This is a genomic window from Mesorhizobium sp. M8A.F.Ca.ET.181.01.1.1 (assembly GCF_004792025.1).
Lineage (GTDB): Bacteria > Pseudomonadota > Alphaproteobacteria > Rhizobiales > Rhizobiaceae > Mesorhizobium.
The window spans coordinates 88071-108543 of sequence record NZ_SRTV01000007.1 but is presented as its reverse complement, the minus strand read 5'-3'; the positions used below and the strand labels follow the sequence as shown (position 1 = coordinate 108543).

Annotated in this window: 13 protein-coding genes, 1 pseudogene and 1 riboswitch; of the genes and pseudogenes, 3 read left to right on the top strand and 11 right to left on the bottom strand. The window is 60.3% G+C overall.

Annotated features, from left to right (window positions below):
* Window positions 1–341: 341 nt before the first annotated feature.
* The 8 genes from EN824_RS23670 to EN824_RS36695 all read right to left on the bottom strand — a co-directional run bounded on the left by EN824_RS23670 (window position 342) and on the right by EN824_RS36695 (window position 7217).
* Entirely contained in the window at window positions 342–1157 is an 816-nt protein-coding gene (locus EN824_RS23670; RefSeq protein WP_126057617.1) for a hydroxymethylpyrimidine/phosphomethylpyrimidine kinase, read from the bottom strand.
* Window positions 1148–1753, bottom strand: a complete 606-nt coding sequence (locus EN824_RS23665; RefSeq protein ID WP_126057618.1) for a thiamine phosphate synthase — start codon at window positions 1751–1753, stop codon at window positions 1148–1150. Before EN824_RS23665 ends, EN824_RS23670 begins: the two co-directional genes overlap by 10 nt.
* Entirely contained in the window at window positions 1750–2523 is a 774-nt protein-coding gene (locus tag EN824_RS23660) for a thiazole synthase (RefSeq protein WP_126057619.1), read from the bottom strand. Before EN824_RS23660 ends, EN824_RS23665 begins: the two co-directional genes overlap by 4 nt.
* Before the next feature lies 1 nt (window position 2524).
* Complete coding sequence (gene thiS, locus EN824_RS23655; RefSeq protein WP_126057620.1) at window positions 2525–2722, bottom strand: sulfur carrier protein ThiS; 198 nt, start codon at window positions 2720–2722, stop codon at window positions 2525–2527.
* The gene (thiO, locus tag EN824_RS23650; RefSeq protein WP_126057621.1) at window positions 2691–3692 is read right to left on the bottom strand and encodes a glycine oxidase ThiO; all 1002 of its coding nucleotides are present in this window, start codon (window positions 3690–3692) and stop codon (window positions 2691–2693) included. Before thiO ends, thiS begins: the two co-directional genes overlap by 32 nt.
* Window positions 3689–5524: a phosphomethylpyrimidine synthase ThiC gene (thiC, locus tag EN824_RS23645; protein WP_126063809.1), complete on the bottom strand. Its 1836-nt coding sequence runs from the start codon at window positions 5522–5524 to the stop codon at window positions 3689–3691. Before thiC ends, thiO begins: the two co-directional genes overlap by 4 nt.
* Before the next feature lie 103 nt (window positions 5525–5627).
* Window positions 5628–5744, bottom strand: a riboswitch (TPP riboswitch).
* Between the two features lie 121 nt (window positions 5745–5865).
* Entirely contained in the window at window positions 5866–6093 is a 228-nt protein-coding gene (locus EN824_RS23640; RefSeq protein ID WP_245454713.1) for a hypothetical protein, read from the bottom strand.
* Between the two features lie 662 nt (window positions 6094–6755).
* Window positions 6756–7217, bottom strand: coding sequence for a hypothetical protein (locus tag EN824_RS36695; protein ID WP_306283303.1), 462 nt, complete (start codon window positions 7215–7217; stop codon window positions 6756–6758).
* 898 nt (window positions 7218–8115) lie between these two features.
* Here EN824_RS36695 and EN824_RS36145 point away from each other — a divergent pair.
* The 3 genes and pseudogenes from EN824_RS36145 to EN824_RS23620 all read left to right on the top strand — a co-directional run bounded on the left by EN824_RS36145 (window position 8116) and on the right by EN824_RS23620 (window position 10204).
* Window positions 8116–8638: pseudogene (locus EN824_RS36145) on the top strand (SMC-Scp complex subunit ScpB).
* A 533-nt stretch (window positions 8639–9171) separates the two neighbouring features.
* Complete coding sequence (locus EN824_RS23625) at window positions 9172–9822, top strand: DUF433 domain-containing protein (protein ID WP_126057624.1); 651 nt, start codon at window positions 9172–9174, stop codon at window positions 9820–9822.
* Window positions 9823–9826: 4 nt separating this feature from the next.
* On the top strand, window positions 9827–10204 hold the full coding sequence (locus EN824_RS23620) for a DUF5615 family PIN-like protein (RefSeq protein WP_126057625.1): 378 nt from the start codon (window positions 9827–9829) through the stop codon (window positions 10202–10204).
* A 21-nt stretch (window positions 10205–10225) separates the two neighbouring features.
* Here the strand turns inward: EN824_RS23620 and EN824_RS23615 are convergent, their stop codons facing one another.
* The 3 genes from EN824_RS23615 to EN824_RS23605 are packed head-to-tail and all read right to left on the bottom strand — an operon-like array spanning window position 10226 to window position 19957.
* On the bottom strand, window positions 10226–12859 hold the full coding sequence (locus tag EN824_RS23615) for an ATP-binding protein (RefSeq protein ID WP_126063810.1): 2634 nt from the start codon (window positions 12857–12859) through the stop codon (window positions 10226–10228).
* The gene (locus EN824_RS23610) at window positions 12856–13980 is read right to left on the bottom strand and encodes a DNA repair exonuclease (RefSeq protein WP_126057626.1); all 1125 of its coding nucleotides are present in this window, start codon (window positions 13978–13980) and stop codon (window positions 12856–12858) included. Before EN824_RS23610 ends, EN824_RS23615 begins: the two co-directional genes overlap by 4 nt.
* Window positions 13981–13993: 13 nt before the next feature.
* Complete coding sequence (locus EN824_RS23605; protein WP_126057627.1) at window positions 13994–19957, bottom strand: DUF3320 domain-containing protein; 5964 nt, start codon at window positions 19955–19957, stop codon at window positions 13994–13996.
* Window positions 19958–20473: the final 516 nt, after the last annotated feature.

The window sequence follows — 20473 nt, the reverse complement described above, 5'->3', positions numbered from 1 at the left end:
TGGCAGGCGGCGTCCGACGCTCGAACAGCAAGCGCCACGGCCGGCGGGTAGCCGATGCCACAGCTTTGGAGCTGCCCCGGATACTATTATAAGACCGATTGACGCGGGGCTCGACGCGTTTGCGGCAAATAAGCTCGAGTGTGGACAGAGATGTGACGTTCTATTGAGTCGCTGACCCAATCGGTAGCGACCTGGTGATCCACGCAACCAATTCCGGTCGTTTCTGTCACTAAGAACTCGATATTCGCTATTTGCACCTCGAAAGTCGCATAATTGGCAGTGAGAAACTCAACGCGTTGTGAGGATGGCATAGAGAAGCAGTAGCCCCTTCTCTAGTCTCGCTACGGGAAAAATTCTGGAAAATGGGTCTGCTTGGCTGGACGCAGAACGCTGTGGTTATTCAGCCGGCATTTCTGAAGCCTCTCCAAGACAAACAGCTTGCCTTCGCGCACGCTGTCTTCGAGCGGCTTCGGCTTCGCCAGATGCGCCGCAATCGCGCTGGCCAGCATGCAACCTGTCCCGCGCATCGATGTGGCAAGGCGCGGTGCATCGAAGCGGATGGGTTCGTGCCCGGAGCGTAACAGAATATCGGTCGACCGGGTTCCCGACGCATGCCCACCCTTGATCAGCAGGGCTTGAGGGCCGGCGGCCAGCAGTCTTTTTCCTTGTTGGAGCGCTCCGTCCTCATCCACTGCCAGTTCGGAGCCACTAAGGAGCGCCAGTTCAGGGAGGTTGGGCGTGACAATGCAGCAAAGCGGCATAAGATCGCGCTTCATGGCAGCGATAGCGCCTGCTTGCAGAAGTGCGCGGCCTGAGGTGGAGGCCAGCACAGGGTCGAGTACTGCGGGGACATGCGGAAATTTGCGCAGCACTGCGGCAACGGCAACAATGATCTTGGCAGTCGCCAGCATGCCGATCTTGATTGTGGCCACGTCGTTGGCCTGCAGCGCGGCGCACATCTGATTGGCCACCAGGCTAGGTGGCGAATAATAGATTTCGATCACGGCGTCATGCGTTTGCACCGTTAGCGCTGTGACGGCGAGACAGGTGCGCACGCCAATGGCAGAGATCGTCTCGATATCGCGTGCAATTCCAGCACCGCCACTGGAGTCCGATCCACCGACGACAAGCACATGTGGTTCTCGCCTCAGCGCCATTGGTCCGTCTTTTCGATCCATTCTCGCGTGCGCGCCTCGGGGTCGTCGTTGAGCGTGATGTCGGTCACCACCGCCGCGCTGTCCGCGCCAGCCGCAAAGACACCGTCGAGCCGCTCAGGGTTGAGGCCACCAATGGCGACCAATTGAAACGGCGCGACCTGGCGCTTCCATTCGCTGATCCGTTCGACCCCTTGCGGCGCCCATTTCATCTTCTTCAGGATGGTCGGATAGATGGGTCCAAGCGCTATGTAGTCAGGCTCGGCGGCCATCGCCGTTTCCAGCTCCTGATGATCATGTGTGCTCAGTCCGAGCCTTACGCCGGCTGCCCGTATCGCCAAGAGGTCAGCGGTCTGCAAATCCTCCTGGCCGAGATGTATGAAGTCGCAGCCTTCCTCGATTGCCAGGCGCCAGTGGTCGTTGACGATGAGTTGGCACTGGTATCGAGCACACAAGGCCTTCGCGGTGCGGATCTCCGCGCGCAACCCAGCCTCATCCACGGTCTTGATGCGCAGTTGCAGAAGCCGGACTCCGAGTGGGACCAGCCGTTCGATCCAGGCAGCGCTGTCGACGATCAGATAAAAGGGATCGAGCTTCATGAAAAAACGGCCCTGCCGACCATCGGTGTCGATGGCACGGCGACGTCGCGCGGTTCGAGCATTCCCGAACTGAACGCCTCACGACCGGCGTCGACCGCCTTACCGAAAGCACGCGCCATGCCGACCGGATATGCCGCCTTGGCGACCGCTGTGTTCAGGAGCACGGCGTCAAAGCCGAGTTCCATGACGGTGGCCGCGTGCGACGGCCGTCCGAGCCCCGCATCCACAATCAGCGGGACGCCAGGGAAATATCCGCGCATCGAGCGCAGCGCCGTCATGTTGACCGGTCCCAAGGCGGAACCGATCGGTGCGCACCACGGCATCAGGACCTTGCAGCCCGTTTCCAGCAGCCGCTCGGCGACAACGAGATCGTCGGTGGTATAGGGGAATACCGCAAAGCCGTCCTCGCACAGGATGCGGGCGGCTTCAACCAGACCGAACACATCCGGCTGTAGCGTGTCGTGATTGCCGATCACTTCGAGCTTGATCCAGTTGGTGCCGAAGACCTCGCGCGCCATTTTCGCGGTGGTGACGGCTTCCTTGACGGAGAGGCAGCCGGCGGTATTGGGCAGGATTCTGGCGCCCAGCGAGCGGATCAACGACCAGAATTGTTCGCCGGCTCTACCGCCCGCCATCTCACGCCGCAACGAGACGGTCACCACCGACGTGCCCGACGCCTTGACTGCATCGGCAAGGATGGCCGGCGAAGGATATTGAGCGGTGCCGAGAAGCAGGCGCGACGAAAGCTCGGTTCCATAAAGCTCCAACATGCTAGCCGCCCTGCATGGGCGAGAGGATTTCGATCCGGTCGCCGTCGCTCAACTGGAACTCCGTGCGGTTGGCTTTGTGCACGAGGTCGCCGTTGACGGCGGTGGCGAGCCAATCGCCCTCATAGTCGAGCGCGGCAAGCAACTCGGCCAGCGTGGTGGCGGCAATCTCACGCGCCTCGCCGTTGACCATCAGTTTCATGAGCATGCTCCTTGGTTCTGTCTTGACTGAAAACCAGGCCGGCAGCCTGGCGCGCCATGGCGGGGGCGAGGAGAAAACCGTGACGATAAAGACCGTTGATCGCGATGATCTCACCGTCTGTTTCGACGCGTGGCAAATTGTCGGGAAATGCCGGACGGACACCCACACCGGTTTCAACGATCTCGGCCTCACCAAAGGCCGGATGGAGGGCATGGGCGGCGCCCAGCAGCTCCATCATGGAACGCGCCGTCACCGGTCCGGCGCTCTGGCTTTCAATCATCGTCGCTCCGATCATGAAACGGTGATCGGTGCGCGGCACGGCATAAAGCGGAAAGCGTGGATGAAGCAAACGGACCGGCCGCGACAGCGAGACATCAGGCGTGCGAAGGATCAGCATTTCGCCGCGAACACCGCGCAGCCTGTCATCGGCCGCTGCCATTCCCATGCAGTCTATCTGACGGGCGAAACCCGAAACAGGCCGGGCGTCGCAGCCGAAGTGGAATTTGACACCCATGGTCGCAAGGTTGTCATGAAGTGCCGCCATCGCCTGGCGTGGGTCGAGGTGAGCCTCGTTGGGGAAGAGCAATCCACGCCGGAAGCGGCCGGCGAGGTCGGGTTCCAGGAGCGCAATTTCGTTTTCATCGACGCGCCTATGCCCTGACGTGCGACTGGCGAACCGGTCAAGCTCACCGGCATCACGCGGCGCGGCCACGACCAATGTCCCGGCCCGTGTCACCTGACCCGACAGCACCGCATCCCACCAGTCGGCAGCGTCGCGTCCGAGATCCAGCACCGGCTGCTCCGCGCTTTCGCGCTCGCACCATGGCGCCAGCATGCCGCCGGCGAACCACGACGCGTTGCCGCCAAGGCCATGCCGCATCTCGGCGACTGTGACCGTCGCGCCGCGGGCGGCGAGTTCGAAAGCGACGGTGAGGCCGGCAACGCCGGCCCCTTTGACGAGCACCCTCATGATGGTTTGGGAGCCTCCGGCACGACCGGTACGCCAGTCTCGTCCGCCGGCATGTAGAGATCGCCGCCCTCCCGGTATTTTGCCGCCATTGCCGCCATGCCTTCCTTCTGAGCCTCGGCACGGATGTCGTGGGAAATGCGCATGGAGCAGAATTTCGGCCCGCACATCGAACAGAAATGTGCCAGCTTGTGCGCCTCCTTGGGCAAGGTCTGGTCGTGGAAGGACCGTGCGGTTTCGGGGTCGAGCGACAGGTTGAACTGGTCCTCCCAGCGGAACTCGAAGCGCGCGCGCGAAAGGGCATCATCCCTGGTTTTCGCTGCCGGATGGCCCTTCGCCAGATCGGCTGCATGGGCGGCTATCTTGTAAGTGATCACCCCAATCTTGACGTCGTTGCGGTCGGGAAGGCCGAGATGCTCTTTCGGCGTGACGTAGCAAAGCATTGCGGTGCCGAACCAGCCTATCATGGCGGCACCTATCCCTGAGGTGATGTGGTCATAGCCCGGCGCGATGTCGGTCGTCAGCGGCCCCAACGTGTAGAACGGCGCCTCACCGCACACTGCGAGCTGCTTGTCCATGTTCTGCCTGATCTTGTGCATGGGGACATGGCCCGGGCCTTCGATCATCACCTGGCAGTCCTTTGCCCAGGCAATCTTGGTGAGTTCTCCAAGTGTTTCCAGTTCGGCGAATTGCGCCGCGTCGTTCGCATCGGCGATTGAACCGGGACGAAGGCCGTCGCCGAGCGAGAAGGAAACGTCATAGGCTCTGGCGATGTCGCAGATCTCCTCGAAATGCTCGTAGAGGAAGCTCTCCCGGTGATGGTGCAGGCACCATTTGGCCATGATCGAGCCGCCGCGCGAGACGATGCCCGTGACCCGGTCGACGGTCAGCGGTATGTAGTGCAGCCGCACGCCGGCGTGGATGGTGAAATAGTCGACGCCTTGCTCGGCCTGCTCGATCAGCGTGTCGCGATAGACCTCCCAGTTGAGGTCCTCGGCGATGCCGCCGACCTTTTCGAGCGCCTGATAGAGCGGCACCGTGCCGATCGGCACCGGTGCATTGCGCACGATCCAGTCGCGGATGTTGTGGATGTTGCGGCCGGTCGACAGGTCCATCACCGTATCGGCGCCCCAGCGGATCGCCCACACCATCTTTTCGACCTCTTCGGCCATCGACGATGTGACAGCCGAGTTACCGATGTTGGCGTTGATCTTCACCAGGAAATTTCGCCCGATGATCATCGGTTCGCTCTCGGGATGATTGATGTTGGCGGGAATGATTGCGCGTCCGCGCGCCACCTCGTCGCGCACGAATTCGGGTGTGACGAAATCTGGGATCGCCGCGCCGAAGGCTTCGCCGTCGCGTTGCAGCTTGCCGCGCATCACCTCGCGGCCGAGATTCTCGCGGATGGCTACGAACTCCATTTCTGGCGTGATGATGCCGGCGCGCGCATAGGCAAGTTGGGTCACCGCCTTGCCCTGCTTGGCCTTGAGCGGCCGATTGCGTATCGGAAATTCCGGTGTCAGGCGCTCGCCGGTGGCGAATCCATTGTCTTCCGGCCGGACGTGGCGGCCGTCATAGGCTTCGACATCGCAACGCGCCGTGACCCATTCGTGGCGAAGCCGGGCAAGGCCTTTTTCGATGCTGGTTTGGACTGATGGATCGGTGTAGGGGCCGGACGGATCGTAGACGGTGACGGGCGGTTCGCCGGCCGTCGGATGGACGGAAATCTCGCGCATCGGCACCCTGATCTGCGGGTAGAGGACGCCGGGCTTGTGGATTTTCCGCGAGGCGGGCAGTGGTCCCGTCGACACGGCGGGGGTGAGGGCATTCATCGTGAGGCTCCTTTGCTCATGCATTGGAGACCCAGTTCTGTGCCGGAAGGATGAAAAGACGCTTCTGTAGACCTGCTGCAGCAGGACCTCGGGCGTAAACTCCCGCAAAGCGCTTGCACCGTCCCTACGCCAGTATGAACTGGATCAGGTTCAACGGGTCACTGCGCCGCGAAAGCCAGCAGTATCTCAGCCCCTTACCGGGACTCCCCTGGTGAATGCCTCAAGTTGAATGGGCCGGTGCTGCTTTGTCAAGCGCCTTCGGGCGCCTTCGGGCGCCTTCGGCCGGTGGCGACGTCCGGCGGCCGGCCGAGCGGAGAGCTCGCGCATGCATCGGGGACAAGTCACGCCCCGTAGACCAGGGCTGGAATGGCCAAAGTCTCATTCGCTTCGTGAAGGATGGAAAAACTGTATCGGCCATGTGCGTCGAGATCGACCGAGTAGCTCAGGCGGTCACGGATGTGGTTATCCTGGTCGAAGGCGACGATTTGCGGCTTCAGCGAGGTGATTTGCACCACGTCCAGGTAGATGGAGTTGCAGATATGATCTGGTCGTCGGGCTGGCAGGTGCAAGCGGCCGCTCTATTCAGGATGCGGCATCGGCGGCGTTCCCGATACCAATGATATCTTGCGGGCAACTTATGCAATCACCGGCTTCGTAAAACCCGACGGCGGCGGCCGTGTCCTGGCGCTGAGGATGTGCCGCTGTTCCAGCAGAGAAATCGCGTGGGCGCGGAGTTTTCGCTCTGCGAGGAAGAGTTGACGCAATCGTTTAGCTTGCTTGCAGTTCGTAGAGACCCGCCTTTGAAAGCAACTAAGCTATTGCATTGATATGTTGGTGCGCGATCGATCGCTACATAGCCGGCCGCCATTATCCGAGTATTGATCCGCCGGTGTTCGTGTTGCCGTATATGGCAATCCCTGCGAGATCGTCGCGGCCGGATCGGCCGCACCCTCTAGTCATAAAAGGGGAAGCGACCGAGAATTCCGCTGCCGAAAACTTCTCTGGCTTGGCTATGCATGCGGTAGATGAGATCGCCGCCTACCGCGACCTGGTCGAGGAAGGCATCGACGCCCAGTTCGGACAGCCTGGTTATCGCAATGCGTTAGCGGCTCAGACTTGCGGTCTCGAGAGCGGCCTTTGGGGGTCACCTCTTTTTTGTTTCAGAGGTTGGAAGACGGCTGCTCGTTACCCAATAGAAATGGCGACTACGGAACGCGATCGATCGCGGCCATCAGGAAACACCTGTCTTCGGCTCAACCTCGACATGGCGTCCGATCGACCGCAGATATACAGCTATCTCGTCCATGAGATGATCGCGTTCGCCGTAGATCTCAGCAATCCTGCGCAGCTGTGGCTCGACGGACCTCCGTTGCGCCGGCGTCAAATCAGCATCGCCAAAGACATATCCCAAGTTGCCAATCGCGCAAATGTTGCAGCCGGCCTCCACAACTGCTTGCACGAATGCCGGAATGTCTTTTTCTTGCATAGTCTTCATGTCGAACCTCTCGTGAATGGCGTGCTTGCGCGCCCATGCTGCCTTTTCAGCGTGTCCTCTGGGCGGCGCAAGCCTTGAGCGTAATTGTGCCGGGCAACCTCGACTATCCCGTCTGCCACGCTCTTTAGAGTCGGTGGGGTCTGGTGATTGCAGGCTGGGCCACTCAAAAGCCTGCAAGAAGAAAGTCATGGCGACCATTGCTCAAGATCGCGAGGGTGCGTGCAAGACCTTCCGTTGGCAGTCATGCACGCTCACCCAGCAACTGGGTATTGAGCAACTGGGTCTCACGTCGCGGGTCTCGTGTGCTTCACAGCCGAAAATAAGGTACCACCGTGGCTATTCTCAAGTGCAGGCTACCTCTTCAGGACACGGCGGAGTGCCTTCCGACGCACCCCTGGTGCAACGTGCGACCTAACGAGACACATCTCGTTCGCGTTCCCTCGACCTTTCTTCGTATTGCTGCTTGCCCTGCGATTTCAGGCCCTCTGCTAGCTTCTCGGCCGCTCTTTGGCCTGCAATGTCACTATTCAAGATCATATCCGACATCCCTGGATGGTCATAACCGTAATGCGCATGCAGTTTCCCTCACGAGCAGCGCCTATCCGTCGATTAGTTCGTCTTCCGGAACCCGAAGCCCTTTTTATCCGGCGTACCTATCCACCATTCAACCGGTATACCTTTCCCAACTTTGGCGGACCATTTACCTCAGGCATGATCATCTCGCGTGACATTTTTTTTTGGCGCCATCATCGCACGTGGCATTTTCTAAAAACCAAGACGTGTCAATTTGTAAAATCAAGGATGCGGCCGCGCCCGTTGCGAGGATTTGCAGGTAGCTCTTCAGCCCCAACACGATGTGTGAGGCGGCGGTGGAAAAGGCAACCGACGGCGTCGACGCGTCCTTTGATGATCGCAAGCGATATGCTTCGTCGCGAGCCCAGATTGCGGTCTCGGGCACAAGGCGAGATCACAGTTCTGCGATCTGTGGTAACGCGAGCCCGCAAAGCGCCGCTGCGGCCACCGCTTTTGGAATCTGGACGAGATTCGTCGTCGTCTGAGATCAGTTGATCGAGCAGTTCGCGCGCGCGGGACGCGCTTGCGGTGCAGTCTCTCCCGCGAGCTCGCCCGTGACCTTCTCATCGACGACATCCGAGAGCTGCGCGGACGGCCCTATGACCTCGTCGCTGTCGCCGGCGGCTGGAAGCACCTGACACGGCCGGCCTATGCCGATGCCATCCGCGCCTGCGGAAGCAGCGGGCGTGCCGTGGACCTGACGTGGTCGGACGTGCTGATGCTGATGTGCATCGGCACTTCCAGCCGATTACCCGCGCCGAATTGTCGTCGGTTTTCGGGAAGTAATCAGTCGCGACCTGATCGGCCATCTGCGGCACCGGCCTGATCGCGTCGAACCCGCGCAGTCCGACGCCCGGCGCTCCCTACACCTATGTGACGACAAAAGCGTCCTGCTCGAGTTCGGCCTCGACACGCTTCGCGATCTCCCGGACTGCGAGGCGCTCGAGGATGCCGGGCTGCTGAGCAGAGATGAGCTGCTTGCTGGTGAAATTATGCCAGAGTTGGCTAGTGGCCATGAGGATGCGGGTTTGGATACGGAGGAATAGCTTGGCGCTGCAGACGCTGTGGCCACCGGGCTTGCGAGTGCTTCCAGCTTTCCATAGCGAATCTAGCGCGCCCAAGGGCGTCCGAAATTTGTAGGCAAATTTCGGACATGGACACGGTCAGCGACGTCAAGCAGGCAGCGGTATGCGGCCTCTGCACCGCTGTCGCCCAAAAATTCGTGGCCATGGGCAAGCCCCACTTGAGACCCCCAGAGAGAACGCTCGTGAGCGATGGAAACGGTTTTGGTCCAAAGCTTGATACAGATGGCCTGCAGATGGGTGTAGGGTTTCAAAGCGCTCGAAGACGCGCCTTCGCAGAGTTAAAAGTCCGCGACGAACTCGTGTGTCGTTTGTCGCCAACTGCAAATTCGATAGTTAGCGCAATTATACTGCGCCGAGTCTGCCATCTCGAGCCCCAAGGGTTTGTGAGGCCTCTCGGCTCACCACCGCCTTTGCTAACCGCCGTGATTCCAAAGACGCGTGCCTTTACGGAGGGGGTCAAACGGCCTATATTATTCTTTATAAGGAGAAGAATAATGGGCACACTTGCTCGCATCTACACCCCCGCAGAGGCAGCCGCCGTCAGCGGGATAGGAATCAAGGCCGTGCACAATGCGATCGACAAACGCATTGTCGATACTGTGCCAAGCACTGCTCGGCGCATCGGTGGGGTCGTCCGACGGGCATTGACCGGCGAGGATTTGCTGCGGCTCAAGCTTTGGTATGGCGTGGGTGCGACATTGCCCGCTGATCGTCGCTACCGCCTGTTCGAGGAAATCAAAGCTGCCCCAAGGGCCAAGACCGTAAGGGCCGACGACCTGCTGATCGTCGACGTCGCCGAGGCACGTAAACAGCTCAAAGCGCGCATCGTGGATCTTGATGAAGCGGAGGCCGCCATCGGCCGCGTTAAAGGGGTGATGGGCGGAGAGCCTGTCTTCAAAGGAACCCGCATCCCTGTTCGTATGATCACGACGATGCTAGCGCAGGGCGCAGATGAAGCGGAGGTTCTGGAGGGATATCCGAAGCTAACGCCGCGCGTGATTGAGCTCGCCAGAATGTGGGTCGCCGCGCACCCGGTTCGTGGGCGGCCTAAGAAGCTGGTCGAGCAGGGCGTGAAAATAAAGTCGTCGAAGCGCGTGGTTTTGAAGGGCGACCCAGGTCCGTCGGCCAGGTCGAGACGCGTGTGACCTCGTGAGGTTTCTGATCGATGAGTGCCTGCACACGTCTCTGGTTGCGGTAGCCCAAGAACGCGGACATGAAGCAAACCACGTCAACTGGCTTGGGCTAAGCGGCGAAACCGACTGGGACCTCATGCCGCTCATTATCGATGAGGATTTCACCTTCGTCACCAACAATGCTAAGGACTTCAGGAAGCTCTATGCCAAAGAACCGGTTCACGCCGGCCTGATTATCGTCGTCCCTCAGGTCGGGCCTGAAAAACAGAGAGAGCTCTTCGATGCTCTCCTCGAGGATCTTGGCCCAGAGGAATTCCTGATTAATGAAGTTATCGAAATCGAGATCGAAAACGGCATTGCAATCGTAACACGATACGATCTGCCGTCGCCCTAGCTGAGGCTGCGCGATCTCCGCTTATGACCGACCCGGTTGCCAGTCGCTCATCTGCAAAATGTTACCGCCGAGTTTTGCAAACGCGCGTTGGCGGCAGGAGAAAACGAGAATCTGCTGATCGTGTGATTGACGATGCAAAGCGTCGAACATGCGCTCGATGCGGTCGTCATCGGAATAAACCAAAGCGTCATCCAGGATAACCGGTGTGGGTCGGCCGTCGCGGGCAAGCAAACGGGCGAAGGCCAGACGTGTCAGAACCGAAAGCTGTTCTCGCATGCCGCCACTCAACCTATCGACATCCTCATCCTGACCATTGCGGCGAACGGTCTGTGGCAACAGTGTGTTCTCGTCGAACACTATGGAGATGTCATCGAATAGCAATCCAAGCAGCGGTCGCAGCTCGGACATGACCGGCTTCAGATAAAGATCGCGTGCCGTCGAGCGCGCAGCGACCAGCGTCGTGCGCAGCCGGTCGAGGACGGCTTTTTCGAATTCGAAGCGTCTCGCTCGCTCTCCAGCGATTTCCAATTTTTCTGTGGCCTCGCGCAAAGCTTCTTCCACCGCGTCGTCGGACCGAGTGCGAATATGGCCATTGAGATCGGCCAGGGTTACACGCAACTGACTTGCTTCCTGTGTGGCGGCATCCTGAACCGAACGGGCGCGGCGCAGAACGGCTTCAGCGCTGGTGAGATCGCGAGCGCCGTCGCGCAGGGGAGCAGCGCGCATTTCGGCCGCTTCGCGCAGCTTTTGTCGTGCGGTGGCCTCGGTGAGCAGCAAGCGCCCCTTTTCCTCGCGCGCTGCATCGGGTCCCAATATGACCTCGAGGCTGGTCAGTTCCGCCTGGATGGTGACATAAGCCGTCTCCGCAGCCATGACAGCCTCGTCGGCATGGCTGCGCAAAGGCAAGGCCTCGCGCACGCTGTTGCGTGTTGTCGCCACACGCTGCTCGGCTGCGGCATGATGTTGCCGGATCTGTTCTGGATCGACTTTGAGTTCGAGGTCCCCGGCCCCGAGGGCACTCAGACGAGCAAGCTCCTCGTGTAATTGCTGTATCCCCTTGGGCGCGAGATCGGCAAGTCGCTGACGCGCCAAGCCCAGTTCGGTAGCTTTGTCGCGCGCTTCCACTAGGCGCTGGCGTGCCGTCCTGAGGCTATCGACACCGAGGGACGCAAGCAGGCTGCGGTGCTTCGCTTCGGCGTCTTCGATGGTCCGGTCGGCCTGCTGCGGCCGATTCGATCGCAGGGTCAAGGCTCCGATGCCGGCAATATCCAGGCGTACGGTGCCAGCAAAGCTTTGGTCTTCTGCATGGGGCAAGGGCTTGGCATCGATGGTCACCAAATCGGCGGCGCCGTCCCGGTATTCCATGCATAGCGTCGGCAGGGTTGCCAGGTGAGCTGCACGAAGGCTGGCGATCTCGATTTCGAGCGCCTGGAGTTGCTCGACAGCTTGTTCCGGCACCGCCAGCATCGCCAGTGCTGCCTCTCCATCTTCGATCTGGGTTCTGGCGACTTCGGCTTGTTTCAACCGGTTGTCCGAGCCGGCCAGTTGTTCGGCAGCGTCACGCGCCAAAAGAGTCGCATCCAGCCGCGCGAGCAATTCGCGTGCTTCGCGCTCTTCCAGTTCGGCTGCTTGAACTTCGCCCATCGCTTGTTCGTTTTCGGCAATGGCAGAAGCGCGCCGATCGAGAACCTCACTGCGGCGAAGCTGCGCAATCGTCGACTGCTGGCGCAAATCCGTGGCTCGTTTGAGCGCGGTCCGAAAACTATCGAGGGCCTGCTGCGCCGCGTCGTGGTGAATTGCGGCAAGGGCAGCTTCCGCCTCGGCGGCTTTCAAGGCTTCGCTGTGCGATTTGGCGGCCTCGACTGCGGCTTCCGCGGCCGAGATGGCTTCCCGCCGAGTGGCGCCTTCTTCGGGGTTTTCAAGCTCAGACAGACGCGCCAACGCCATGCGCCGCTTGTCGAGCGAATCGCGCAGACCGGTGACTTCGGCGCTGAGACGCTGCTCGTCTTTCACCAGCTTGTCACGCTCGTCGAGCGCTGCCGCATAGAGACCGCCGCTCTTGGGACGCAGCGTTGACGTAACCAGGCTATAGAGTTCTTCTTCACATGCCGCGGCGATTTCGGCCATGCGTCGCCCGCCGGTCAGGGCTTCAACTTCCCCCTGAACCGAGGACAGTAGGCTTTCGCGCACGCGTTTTTCGCCGTCCTCCTCGCTTTTGCTGCGCCTTTCGATGCCGGTGACCCCTTGGCGAACCCAGAGCAATCCTGCCGGTCCTGCGCTTCCGCCATGGATTAGTTTGCCGATAAAGGCTTCGGCCTCATCGGCTTGAGCCAACAGTCGCCCGCCGTCGAGGTCAATAACGCTGGCCAGCCTGCCGCCATAAAACTGCTTGGCAAGTCGATAGCGTCCTTCTGAAGTGGTGATGTCGGCCTCCACCACCGGATTGCCCCCACTGTAAGGCCGCAACAGTCGCACGCCTTCGGGTGTGCCCGTGTGAGGCTGGAAAAAGAGTGCGTGCAGCGCTTCGAAGAAGGTTGATTTGCCGAACTCATTGACCGCGCAAAGCACGTTGACGCCGTCGCCGATGTTTTCGATGGCGACGCCTTGCCCGGCGAACCGTTTGACGTTGTGGAGCCGAAGGGCCGTAAGTTTCATGATCCCATCGCCTCGCAATAGCTGAACAACCGAACCAGTGCTTCTCGCGATATGTCGCGTTCGACAGCCGACCGGGTTTCGTCGCTGCTTTCATCCAACAGTGCCTGCGCTGCCTCGCGAAGGGCACCAGAGCGGTCGATCCGATCCAAATCGCCACTTTCGCAGTCGGTCGCGAGCCCGTCCCCGTCCAGTTCCAGATAGGCGAAGTCGGGCGCGGCTACCGCGATCGCCGCTTGAAGGATCGTTCGCCCACTTAACCGCACCCGGCCAGACGCGGCAATTCGCAGCAAAGTCTGACGCCGCAGATGAGCCGGTGGAAGCAACGCTTCAAATGCCGCGGCGCTGTCGTCGCCAGACAGCAGATGCAGGGGAGCGGTTTTCCAGGAAAAGCTAGCTGTTTCAACGGCCACGATCTCGGGCACGGCGCCAGGCCCGGCAATGGAAACGACAAGGGCCTGACCGGGTGTATCATGCTTGAAACGGTCAGGTTCGGGCGCACCGCTATAACGGCTGCGCTCATTGATGGTGACGGGTCCGTGCCAGTCGCCAAGTGCCAGATAATCGAGGCCGGCCTTAGTCGCGCGATCTGGTGCAATGACATCGGACGCTGCTGAATCTTCGGAAAAGTTCTGAATAGCGCCATGAGCAAGGCCGAGCCGGATGGCGCCTTGCGGCGTCGCGGCGCTGTTCATCCACTCGGTAAGGTCGCGACCGGGTCTGCGGGTGGTGCAAGGTGCAGGCAGCAGCGCCACGTCCGCGCCAATGGTCAGGGTTTCGGGCCGCGTCGCCAGCAGGACATTGTCCGGCACAACGCTGTCCGCTGCACTCCACAATTGATCAGCCAACAGGGAATCATGGTTGCCAGGCAGCAATATCCAGCGCAGAGGCGCGCTCTGGCTCATCTCGGCCATGGCCTGCCGCAACATCGCTGGAGTGGGCGTTTCGGTATCGAACGTATCGCCGGCCAGAAGTATGGTGGATGCACCATGGACGCGTGCCTGCTCTGCCAGCCGGCTGATCGCGCCATGGCGCGCTTCACGGAGCCGCCCGCGCAGATCCTCTGGCATGTTGCCGAACCGCTTGCCGATATGAAGATCGGAGCTGTGGATGAATCGAAACATGGAGTCTCCGAGACTATGTCGATGCCAGGTTGCGCTGGGCGCGATCGATGGCTTCATCCAGCCGGGAGCGTGAAATCGCCGCAAGTCGCTCGACACCGAGCAGACGTGCAAGGTCGAGAGCGGGGTCGGACTGTTCCAGAATGTCCTCGTTCGCAACGACGACAGCGGCCAGCTCGGCGATTGGAATGTCGGCAATGGACCGGCGGGCATCGGCATCGAACGGCATGCGATAATCAAGCAGGTCGACCACCGTCCCTCTCTTCCATAGGAAGCTGCCGCTGGATTCTTCAGTTCTATCGAACTCGCGCAGATGCAGGTCGATCCGCTCCCGAATCTTGTTGCCCGTTCTGAGCCAGCCATGCGCCCGTGCGATGCGCTGCGCAAGGACGTCATCTCGCAGAGGTCCTTCCTGCTCGATCACCGCGTCGACCATGGACCGCAGCGTGCCTCGGTAGACGAAGTCATAAAACTGATCCGGGCTGGTGGAAAATCCGGTTAGATCAGTCAGGCGATAACGGCCGCCCGTCGGTACGGTATCATGCGTCGAATGCGCGGCCGCAGGCAAAATTCCTGCAGATGCCGATGGGCGCTCTCCCGTCGCGAGGGGAGCGGCGACAAGTTCTGGCTCTGATTTTATCGACGGATGTTCCGGTTCGCCGGCCGATGCTAGGTCTTCGGCTGGCAATGGGTCCATGGGGTCGACCTTATGTCCCATGTCCCAATGGATCGCGGCTTCACTTTCCTGTTGTTCAGCCTGTTTGCGACGGCTTTCCTCGAGCAGCGCGGCCAGGCTGGCATGAAGCCTCTCGGTGCAACCTTCGAGATCAAACCACCAATCGGTTGACCATACCCGGACAATGTTCCACCCGAGGCCGCGCAGGACCTGCTCGCGGACCTTGTCTCGATCTCGCGCCGTGGCAGAACTGTGATAGGTCGCGCCGTCGCATTCGACCCCAGCCAGATAGGCGCCGGCGAGATCGGGATGCCGGATCCCTATATCCACTCGAAAGCCCGAAATGCCGACTTGAGGAACGATGGTCCATCCGCGCTTCTCAAGCTCGGCAGCGACGGCCTCCTCGAAAGGGGATTCCAGGGCTCCGACCGATCCGCGTTCCTGCGCTGGCAATGCCACAGCGCCGCGTTCGGCAAAATCGAGAAAGGCTTTGAGATGCTGTACGCCGATCGCTTTGGTTCGGTTGGGGTCGATCTGGTCGGCGGCAAAACCTGAAAATACGATCAGTTCCTGCCGCGCACGCGTCACCGCGACATTCAGCCGGCGTTCGCCGCCGTCCCGATTCAGCGCGCCGAAATCCATGCTGCGCTTGCCGGCATTATCTTGCGAAAAGGTGATCGAAAACAGGATTATGTCACGCTCGTCCCCTTGGACATTTTCCAGATTCTTGACGATGGCGGGCTCAATACGCTCGTCGGCAAAGAACCATTCAAGCTCCGGCTCTGTCTGGCGTGCCTTGTCGAAAAGGTCGAGGATGAGCGACTGCTGTTGCGCGTTGAAAGTGATGACTCCGAGCGTGGGTCGGTCCTTTTCCGGTAGGGCCAGCCAACGCCGCATCCTGCTGACCGCCTCGTCGGTTACCGCTTGGGCTTCGATTCGATTGGTGCGGCTTTTGCCACGGTCATAGATGCCGGTCGTGATTTTTCGCAGCTGAACTGCCCGATCTTCCACCGTTGGCGAAGGGAATGTGATGAGCCGGTTCTGATAGTAGTGATGGTTGGAAAAGGCGATCAGCGACTCATTGCGGCTACGATAATGCCAGCGCAGGTCACGTACCGGGATGCCGGCCGCTTTGGCTTCGTCGAGAATGCTCTCAAGATCCTTTTCGTGTTCGACGACTTCCTCGTCCTCCTCGTTGCGGCCAAAGAAATTGGTGGGCGGCAACTGCTTGGGATCGCCTACGATTATGGTTTGATGGGCTCGCGCGATGGCACCGACGGCGTCCCAGGTGGTGATCTGCGATGCTTCGTCGAAAATCACCACGTCGAACAGGGCTTGGTCGGGCGGTAGATATTGAGCGATTGAAAGAGGGGACATCAGCATGCACGGCGCGAGCTTGGCAAAGCTCGTCGGCATCGCGCCAATCATCTCGCGGATTGACCGGCTGGGCCGCTGCAATTCCATCTGATGGCGCAACAGGCCCAACTCGGAATTGCGCGGGACGCCTTGCACAGCCGGCAAACCATGAGCGATGGCACTGATGACGCGAAGGCTTGCTTGAGCGCGGACAAGATCGTCGATTTCCCGGAAATCTTCGATGGCGTGCTCGTGCTGGAAGCGACGGAAATTCCGCAGCACCGGATCGGCATCCAGCGTGGCCGGCAGCCACCAGCGTACATAGGCCAGGCGGAACGCGGATTGAGCTTCAGCTGGTCGCACTAGACCCGCCTCGATATCGTCGACCAACGCTCCCAGATTGTGACTGACAGCCCTGCGACGAATGCCGCACCACGAAGTCCAGTCCCGGAGAAGATGACGGGCGTCGAGCAAGTCTCCCATCGCAGTCGTCAATTCGGTCAGCGGGTTATCATGTTCTGCCCAAGAAGGCGTCTTTCCAGCAGGGATCGCAAATTGGGTCTTGGCAGCCTCGAATGCTGCAGAAGCCGCAAGGAAGCGGGCTGCCCCATAGCGCATCGTGCTATCTGCTGCACCGCTTCGCAGGCTCGGGGCGGTTGCTTGCAGGAGCGCTTTGAAATCCTCCGTGCCGAGGCCGGGCAGGCGTAGCGTCTGTCGAAGCCTTTCGGCCATCGAGAGTATCTGATCGATACGGTGGGTGTCGGTATCAAGTGCGGCAAATCCGATCGGCTTCCCAGATAGGATGTTGGCTTCGACAGTGGCCCGGCGGTCCTGCATCAGGCGCAACAGCAGCAAGTCGTGCTGAGGATCGGCTACCCCCTCTGTGACATAGCCTTGAAGCAGCTTCTGGACTTTGCGTTTGCCCAACTGACTGTTTGGCCAGAATGCAGAAGCGGCCTGCTGCCATTGCTGCTCTATGTCCTCCACCCGTATGCGCGCAACGGCAGCCTCGTCATAGCGGGCCGACAGGTCCTTGCGAGACTTGCGATAGTCTCCGATTGCCTCATTGAGAGTGGCGAGGGCTCCCCGCAACTGGGCGAAATCTCGATCAAAGACAATGCTGACGTCATAGCCGGCACTGTCCTGGAGTGCCGCTGCTAGTTTTCGCAGCGCTTCGAGCTCCGCTTTTGACGCGTCGCCTTTGGCGCGCAGGCCGATGCTCACCAGGAAGGCGTCGAGTGCGGTCGCTAGAACCTCGGACGCATTCTTGAGGGTCTTTGCCCCTTCGAGCAAATTGTCCTGCCAGCCTGACGTCCACTCGGTGACATCTATAAGACGCAAGACCGACCGCATCTCCACCGACTGAAATGCGAGACCTGTTTCGGCGGCAATATGCTCCAGCGCCAGCCGGTTTGCCTCGTCATGGGAATCGCGCGATGGCCAGGACAATCTCGGAGCGTGCTGCCGCTTGTTCTTGAGAGCGATGCCGAGCGCCAGATAAGGCGTCAGACCATTGACATGGTGCCGATGCAGCGCTTCGACATAGGCATTCAGTTCGTCGCGACGGACGCGAAGCCGCTCGTTGATCGCAATCCACTCCGCTGCGTCCACGCGCACGCCGCTTTCCCAGCTGATCCTGAGCTGGGTGAGAAAGTTGCGTCGGTCCGCCTTGCTGGAATGGAGTTCGAGACAATGCGCGCCCAGGCCATGTTCGCGCAGGCGGCGATACACCACATCGAGCGCCGCCGTCTTCTCGGCCACAAACAGCACGGTTTTGCCAACTGAAAGACAGTTGGCAATCATGTTGGCAATGGTCTGGCTCTTGCCAGTGCCGGGAGGACCGATGATGACAAAATCGCGACCCTCAGCGGCGGCAAGACTTGCGGCGGTCTGTGAGGAGTCGGCCGGCAGCAGCAAAACCATGTCGGACGGGGCATAGTGCCGGTCGAGTTCGCGCTCGTCGCGGAATGATGCGCCATTGCCCTCGAAAGCTATCTCCGGCGTGTCGATCAGATGGCGCACGACACGGTTTTCGCGCAGCGCATCGGTACGCTCGACCAGATCCTTCCACATGAGAAACTTGGCGAAGGAAAAGGTCGACAGCGCCGTCTCGTCCACCACCTCCATGCCGGGGACGTCGCGCACTGCCTGGCGCATAAGACCGAGCAGCCTCGGCACATCAACGCCGCTTTCGTCCTCGGGCAGCTCACCGGAAAACTGTGGCAGTTTGAGCTCGAAGTCGCGTTCGAGAAACTGCAACAAGGTTGCGTTGAATCGCGGTTCATCTTCATGGAAGCGCAAGGTAAAATGCGATGTTGCGCTGCGGCGCTCGATTTTGACCGGTACGAGCAGCAATGGCGCGCGATAGCTGCGCTCGTCCTCGGCCTTCTTCTTCCAGCGCAGGAAGCCGACCGCCAGGAAGAGCGTATTCGCGCCGCCCTCGGCAAAATCGTTGCGCACTTGCCGGTAAAGATCGATCAGCCGGGATTCCAATTGACGCCCATCGAGCGTCGACGGGAGCTCGTCGCGCAGAAGCGCTTCCGCGGCAAAGCCACGCTGGAGGTCACGTCCGTGCACCTCGCGATAGAGGACAGCATCCCGCTCGCCCAGTGGATTCTGTTCGGGGAGCGAAATCAGCCGGATCGAAGCGCCTGCCATCAGACGGTCCTCGAGGTAGCCGACGTCAGTACAAAGAAACGGAATTGTCTTCTTGGAGTCCGGAAAATTGAGCAGGCGGTTCCGCAGTGTCAAATCGAGGAGCTTTTTCTGCCAGCGGTCGATCCGTCCGGCCGCTGTCGTCGGCTTTACCTCGACGATCTCGACCGGCAGGGCTACCACGGCCGGTGCGGCTGGCAACGGCAACGCGATTTCGGTTGCCGCCTCTGCATCCACGCTGCGGCGCGTCGGTTCGTGCGAAGCAAGCGGTGTGATGCCGCCGCTGCGCGAGCGGCGTATATCGATGGCTGCGACAAAGGTGGCTACCTGCGTTTCGTCGAGCCGCTGTTCGATTGCGTGTTGGGCAGCCTCCAACGTCATCGCCGGCCGATGCGTCACGCCTGTCGTCTCAAACACGATGAGTTCGCGCGATGCCAGCGCCTTGCGGACCTCCATGGCATCGGGTTCAATGGCGTTGGCGAGCGTCCTTTGTGTCATCCAGACGCCGACGGCCGCGTGTCCCTGAAACATCAAAACGACGGGATGCAAGCCCGTCGCCTCCAGGGCGGACGCGAATAACAGACTGGTATCGAGACAGGTTGCCAGCTTTTCTGCCGTAATAATTGAGGGACGTCGAATTTTTTGGCCGCGGCTTTCGAAGCTCGCAGGTGGCTCTGCATAATGCAGCGATAGGCCAGCAATGGCCGAATAAATTGCGGCCGCCAGCATGAATGCGCGTTGCGGATTGCCGCTTTGATAGCCATCGAGGCTGGAAGGATGACCATGCGCTGCGAGCAGCTCCGCTGCGGAACGCAGCAGTCCTGCGATCGCCGGGTCGTTCGGCATGACGAATGCGGCGAGCAATTGCGCCATATCGACGACGCCACCCCATTCGTCGCGGGCAAGCAGGCGCACCGCAACGCGCTGCTCGGCCAGCACTGCGCCTCCTGAGGTTAGGCGCAACGTTATCTCCCCGCGCTCAGCCTCGTTGAGACCGGCCAGATAGCCGGCGTCGAGATCGATTTTTCGATCGCTTAAGGGAAGCCGGTCGCCAGCAACGATCCGATCAATTGTCCAGCTTTTGGCGCGCAAAAAAGGGGGGTTCGATGTCAGCTCGAGAGTGCATTTTTCGAAACCCTGCTGGGTCGGGTTGTTGAGCGCGATAGACCGGATCACCGGAATAGCATTTTGGAAGGACGCATATGTAAAGCTGGCGGCGATGTCCGCCACGACTTCTATTACGGGCGCGGCTGATATACCGGCAGCATCGCCAGTCTCCGAACTCGTTTCCATACCCCATCCCCTATTTTCATTTACGATAGAACTTTGCCGCCAGAATTTGAAAGTAAATTCTCGGTATGGTCGCCGCTTATGTCCAGCAGCATAGATTTCTAAAAGTGTTACCGCCCAGATAACGGTCGAAATGGAGACAGGCGATAATCGGTCGTCACGATTGGAGGGGATCCAAAAGTCGCGGAAATCGGAGCGCCGGCGCACGCTGCTGAAACCCAAGACGGGCAGGACGTCATCCGCAAATGTGTGGCGGTCCGGGCGCCATGGACCAAGCGTTGCGCGCCTATCGCGAGCGCTGTCGTGGCGCCTATCGCGGACTCGGACCCAGCCCGACAGTGACGGCGAACCTCGATCGGCCTATCGGTGAGGCGGTCGAATTCCGCCCATAGACTATCGAAAGGCACGCACTTCCAGCTCTATCTCCTCGTACGCGTTGCCGGCTACCTAAATTCGTGCGCGCGGTCCAATGCCTTTGATTGCTGATGTCGTTGTGGAGACGTTTGATCGCTGAAGCAT

Coding starts and splice junctions, on each gene's coding strand:
- EN824_RS36695 (WP_306283303.1), bottom strand. CDS start 7,217: ATGGTCGCCATGACTTTCTTCTTGCAGGCTTTTGAGTGGCCCAGCCTG.
- EN824_RS23670 (WP_126057617.1), bottom strand. CDS start 1,157: ATGGCGCTGAGGCGAGAACCACATGTGCTTGTCGTCGGTGGATCGGAC.
- EN824_RS23665 (WP_126057618.1), bottom strand. CDS start 1,753: ATGAAGCTCGATCCCTTTTATCTGATCGTCGACAGCGCTGCCTGGATC.
- thiS (WP_126057620.1), bottom strand. CDS start 2,722: ATGAAACTGATGGTCAACGGCGAGGCGCGTGAGATTGCCGCCACCACG.
- EN824_RS23625 (WP_126057624.1), top strand. CDS start 9,172: ATGGGCACACTTGCTCGCATCTACACCCCCGCAGAGGCAGCCGCCGTC.
- EN824_RS23615 (WP_126063810.1), bottom strand. CDS start 12,859: ATGAAACTTACGGCCCTTCGGCTCCACAACGTCAAACGGTTCGCCGGG.
- EN824_RS23610 (WP_126057626.1), bottom strand. CDS start 13,980: ATGTTTCGATTCATCCACAGCTCCGATCTTCATATCGGCAAGCGGTTC.
- thiC (WP_126063809.1), bottom strand. CDS start 5,524: ATGAATGCCCTCACCCCCGCCGTGTCGACGGGACCACTGCCCGCCTCG.
- EN824_RS23605 (WP_126057627.1), bottom strand. CDS start 19,957: ATGGAAACGAGTTCGGAGACTGGCGATGCTGCCGGTATATCAGCCGCG.
- thiO (WP_126057621.1), bottom strand. CDS start 3,692: ATGAGGGTGCTCGTCAAAGGGGCCGGCGTTGCCGGCCTCACCGTCGCT.
- EN824_RS23660 (WP_126057619.1), bottom strand. CDS start 2,523: ATGTTGGAGCTTTATGGAACCGAGCTTTCGTCGCGCCTGCTTCTCGGC.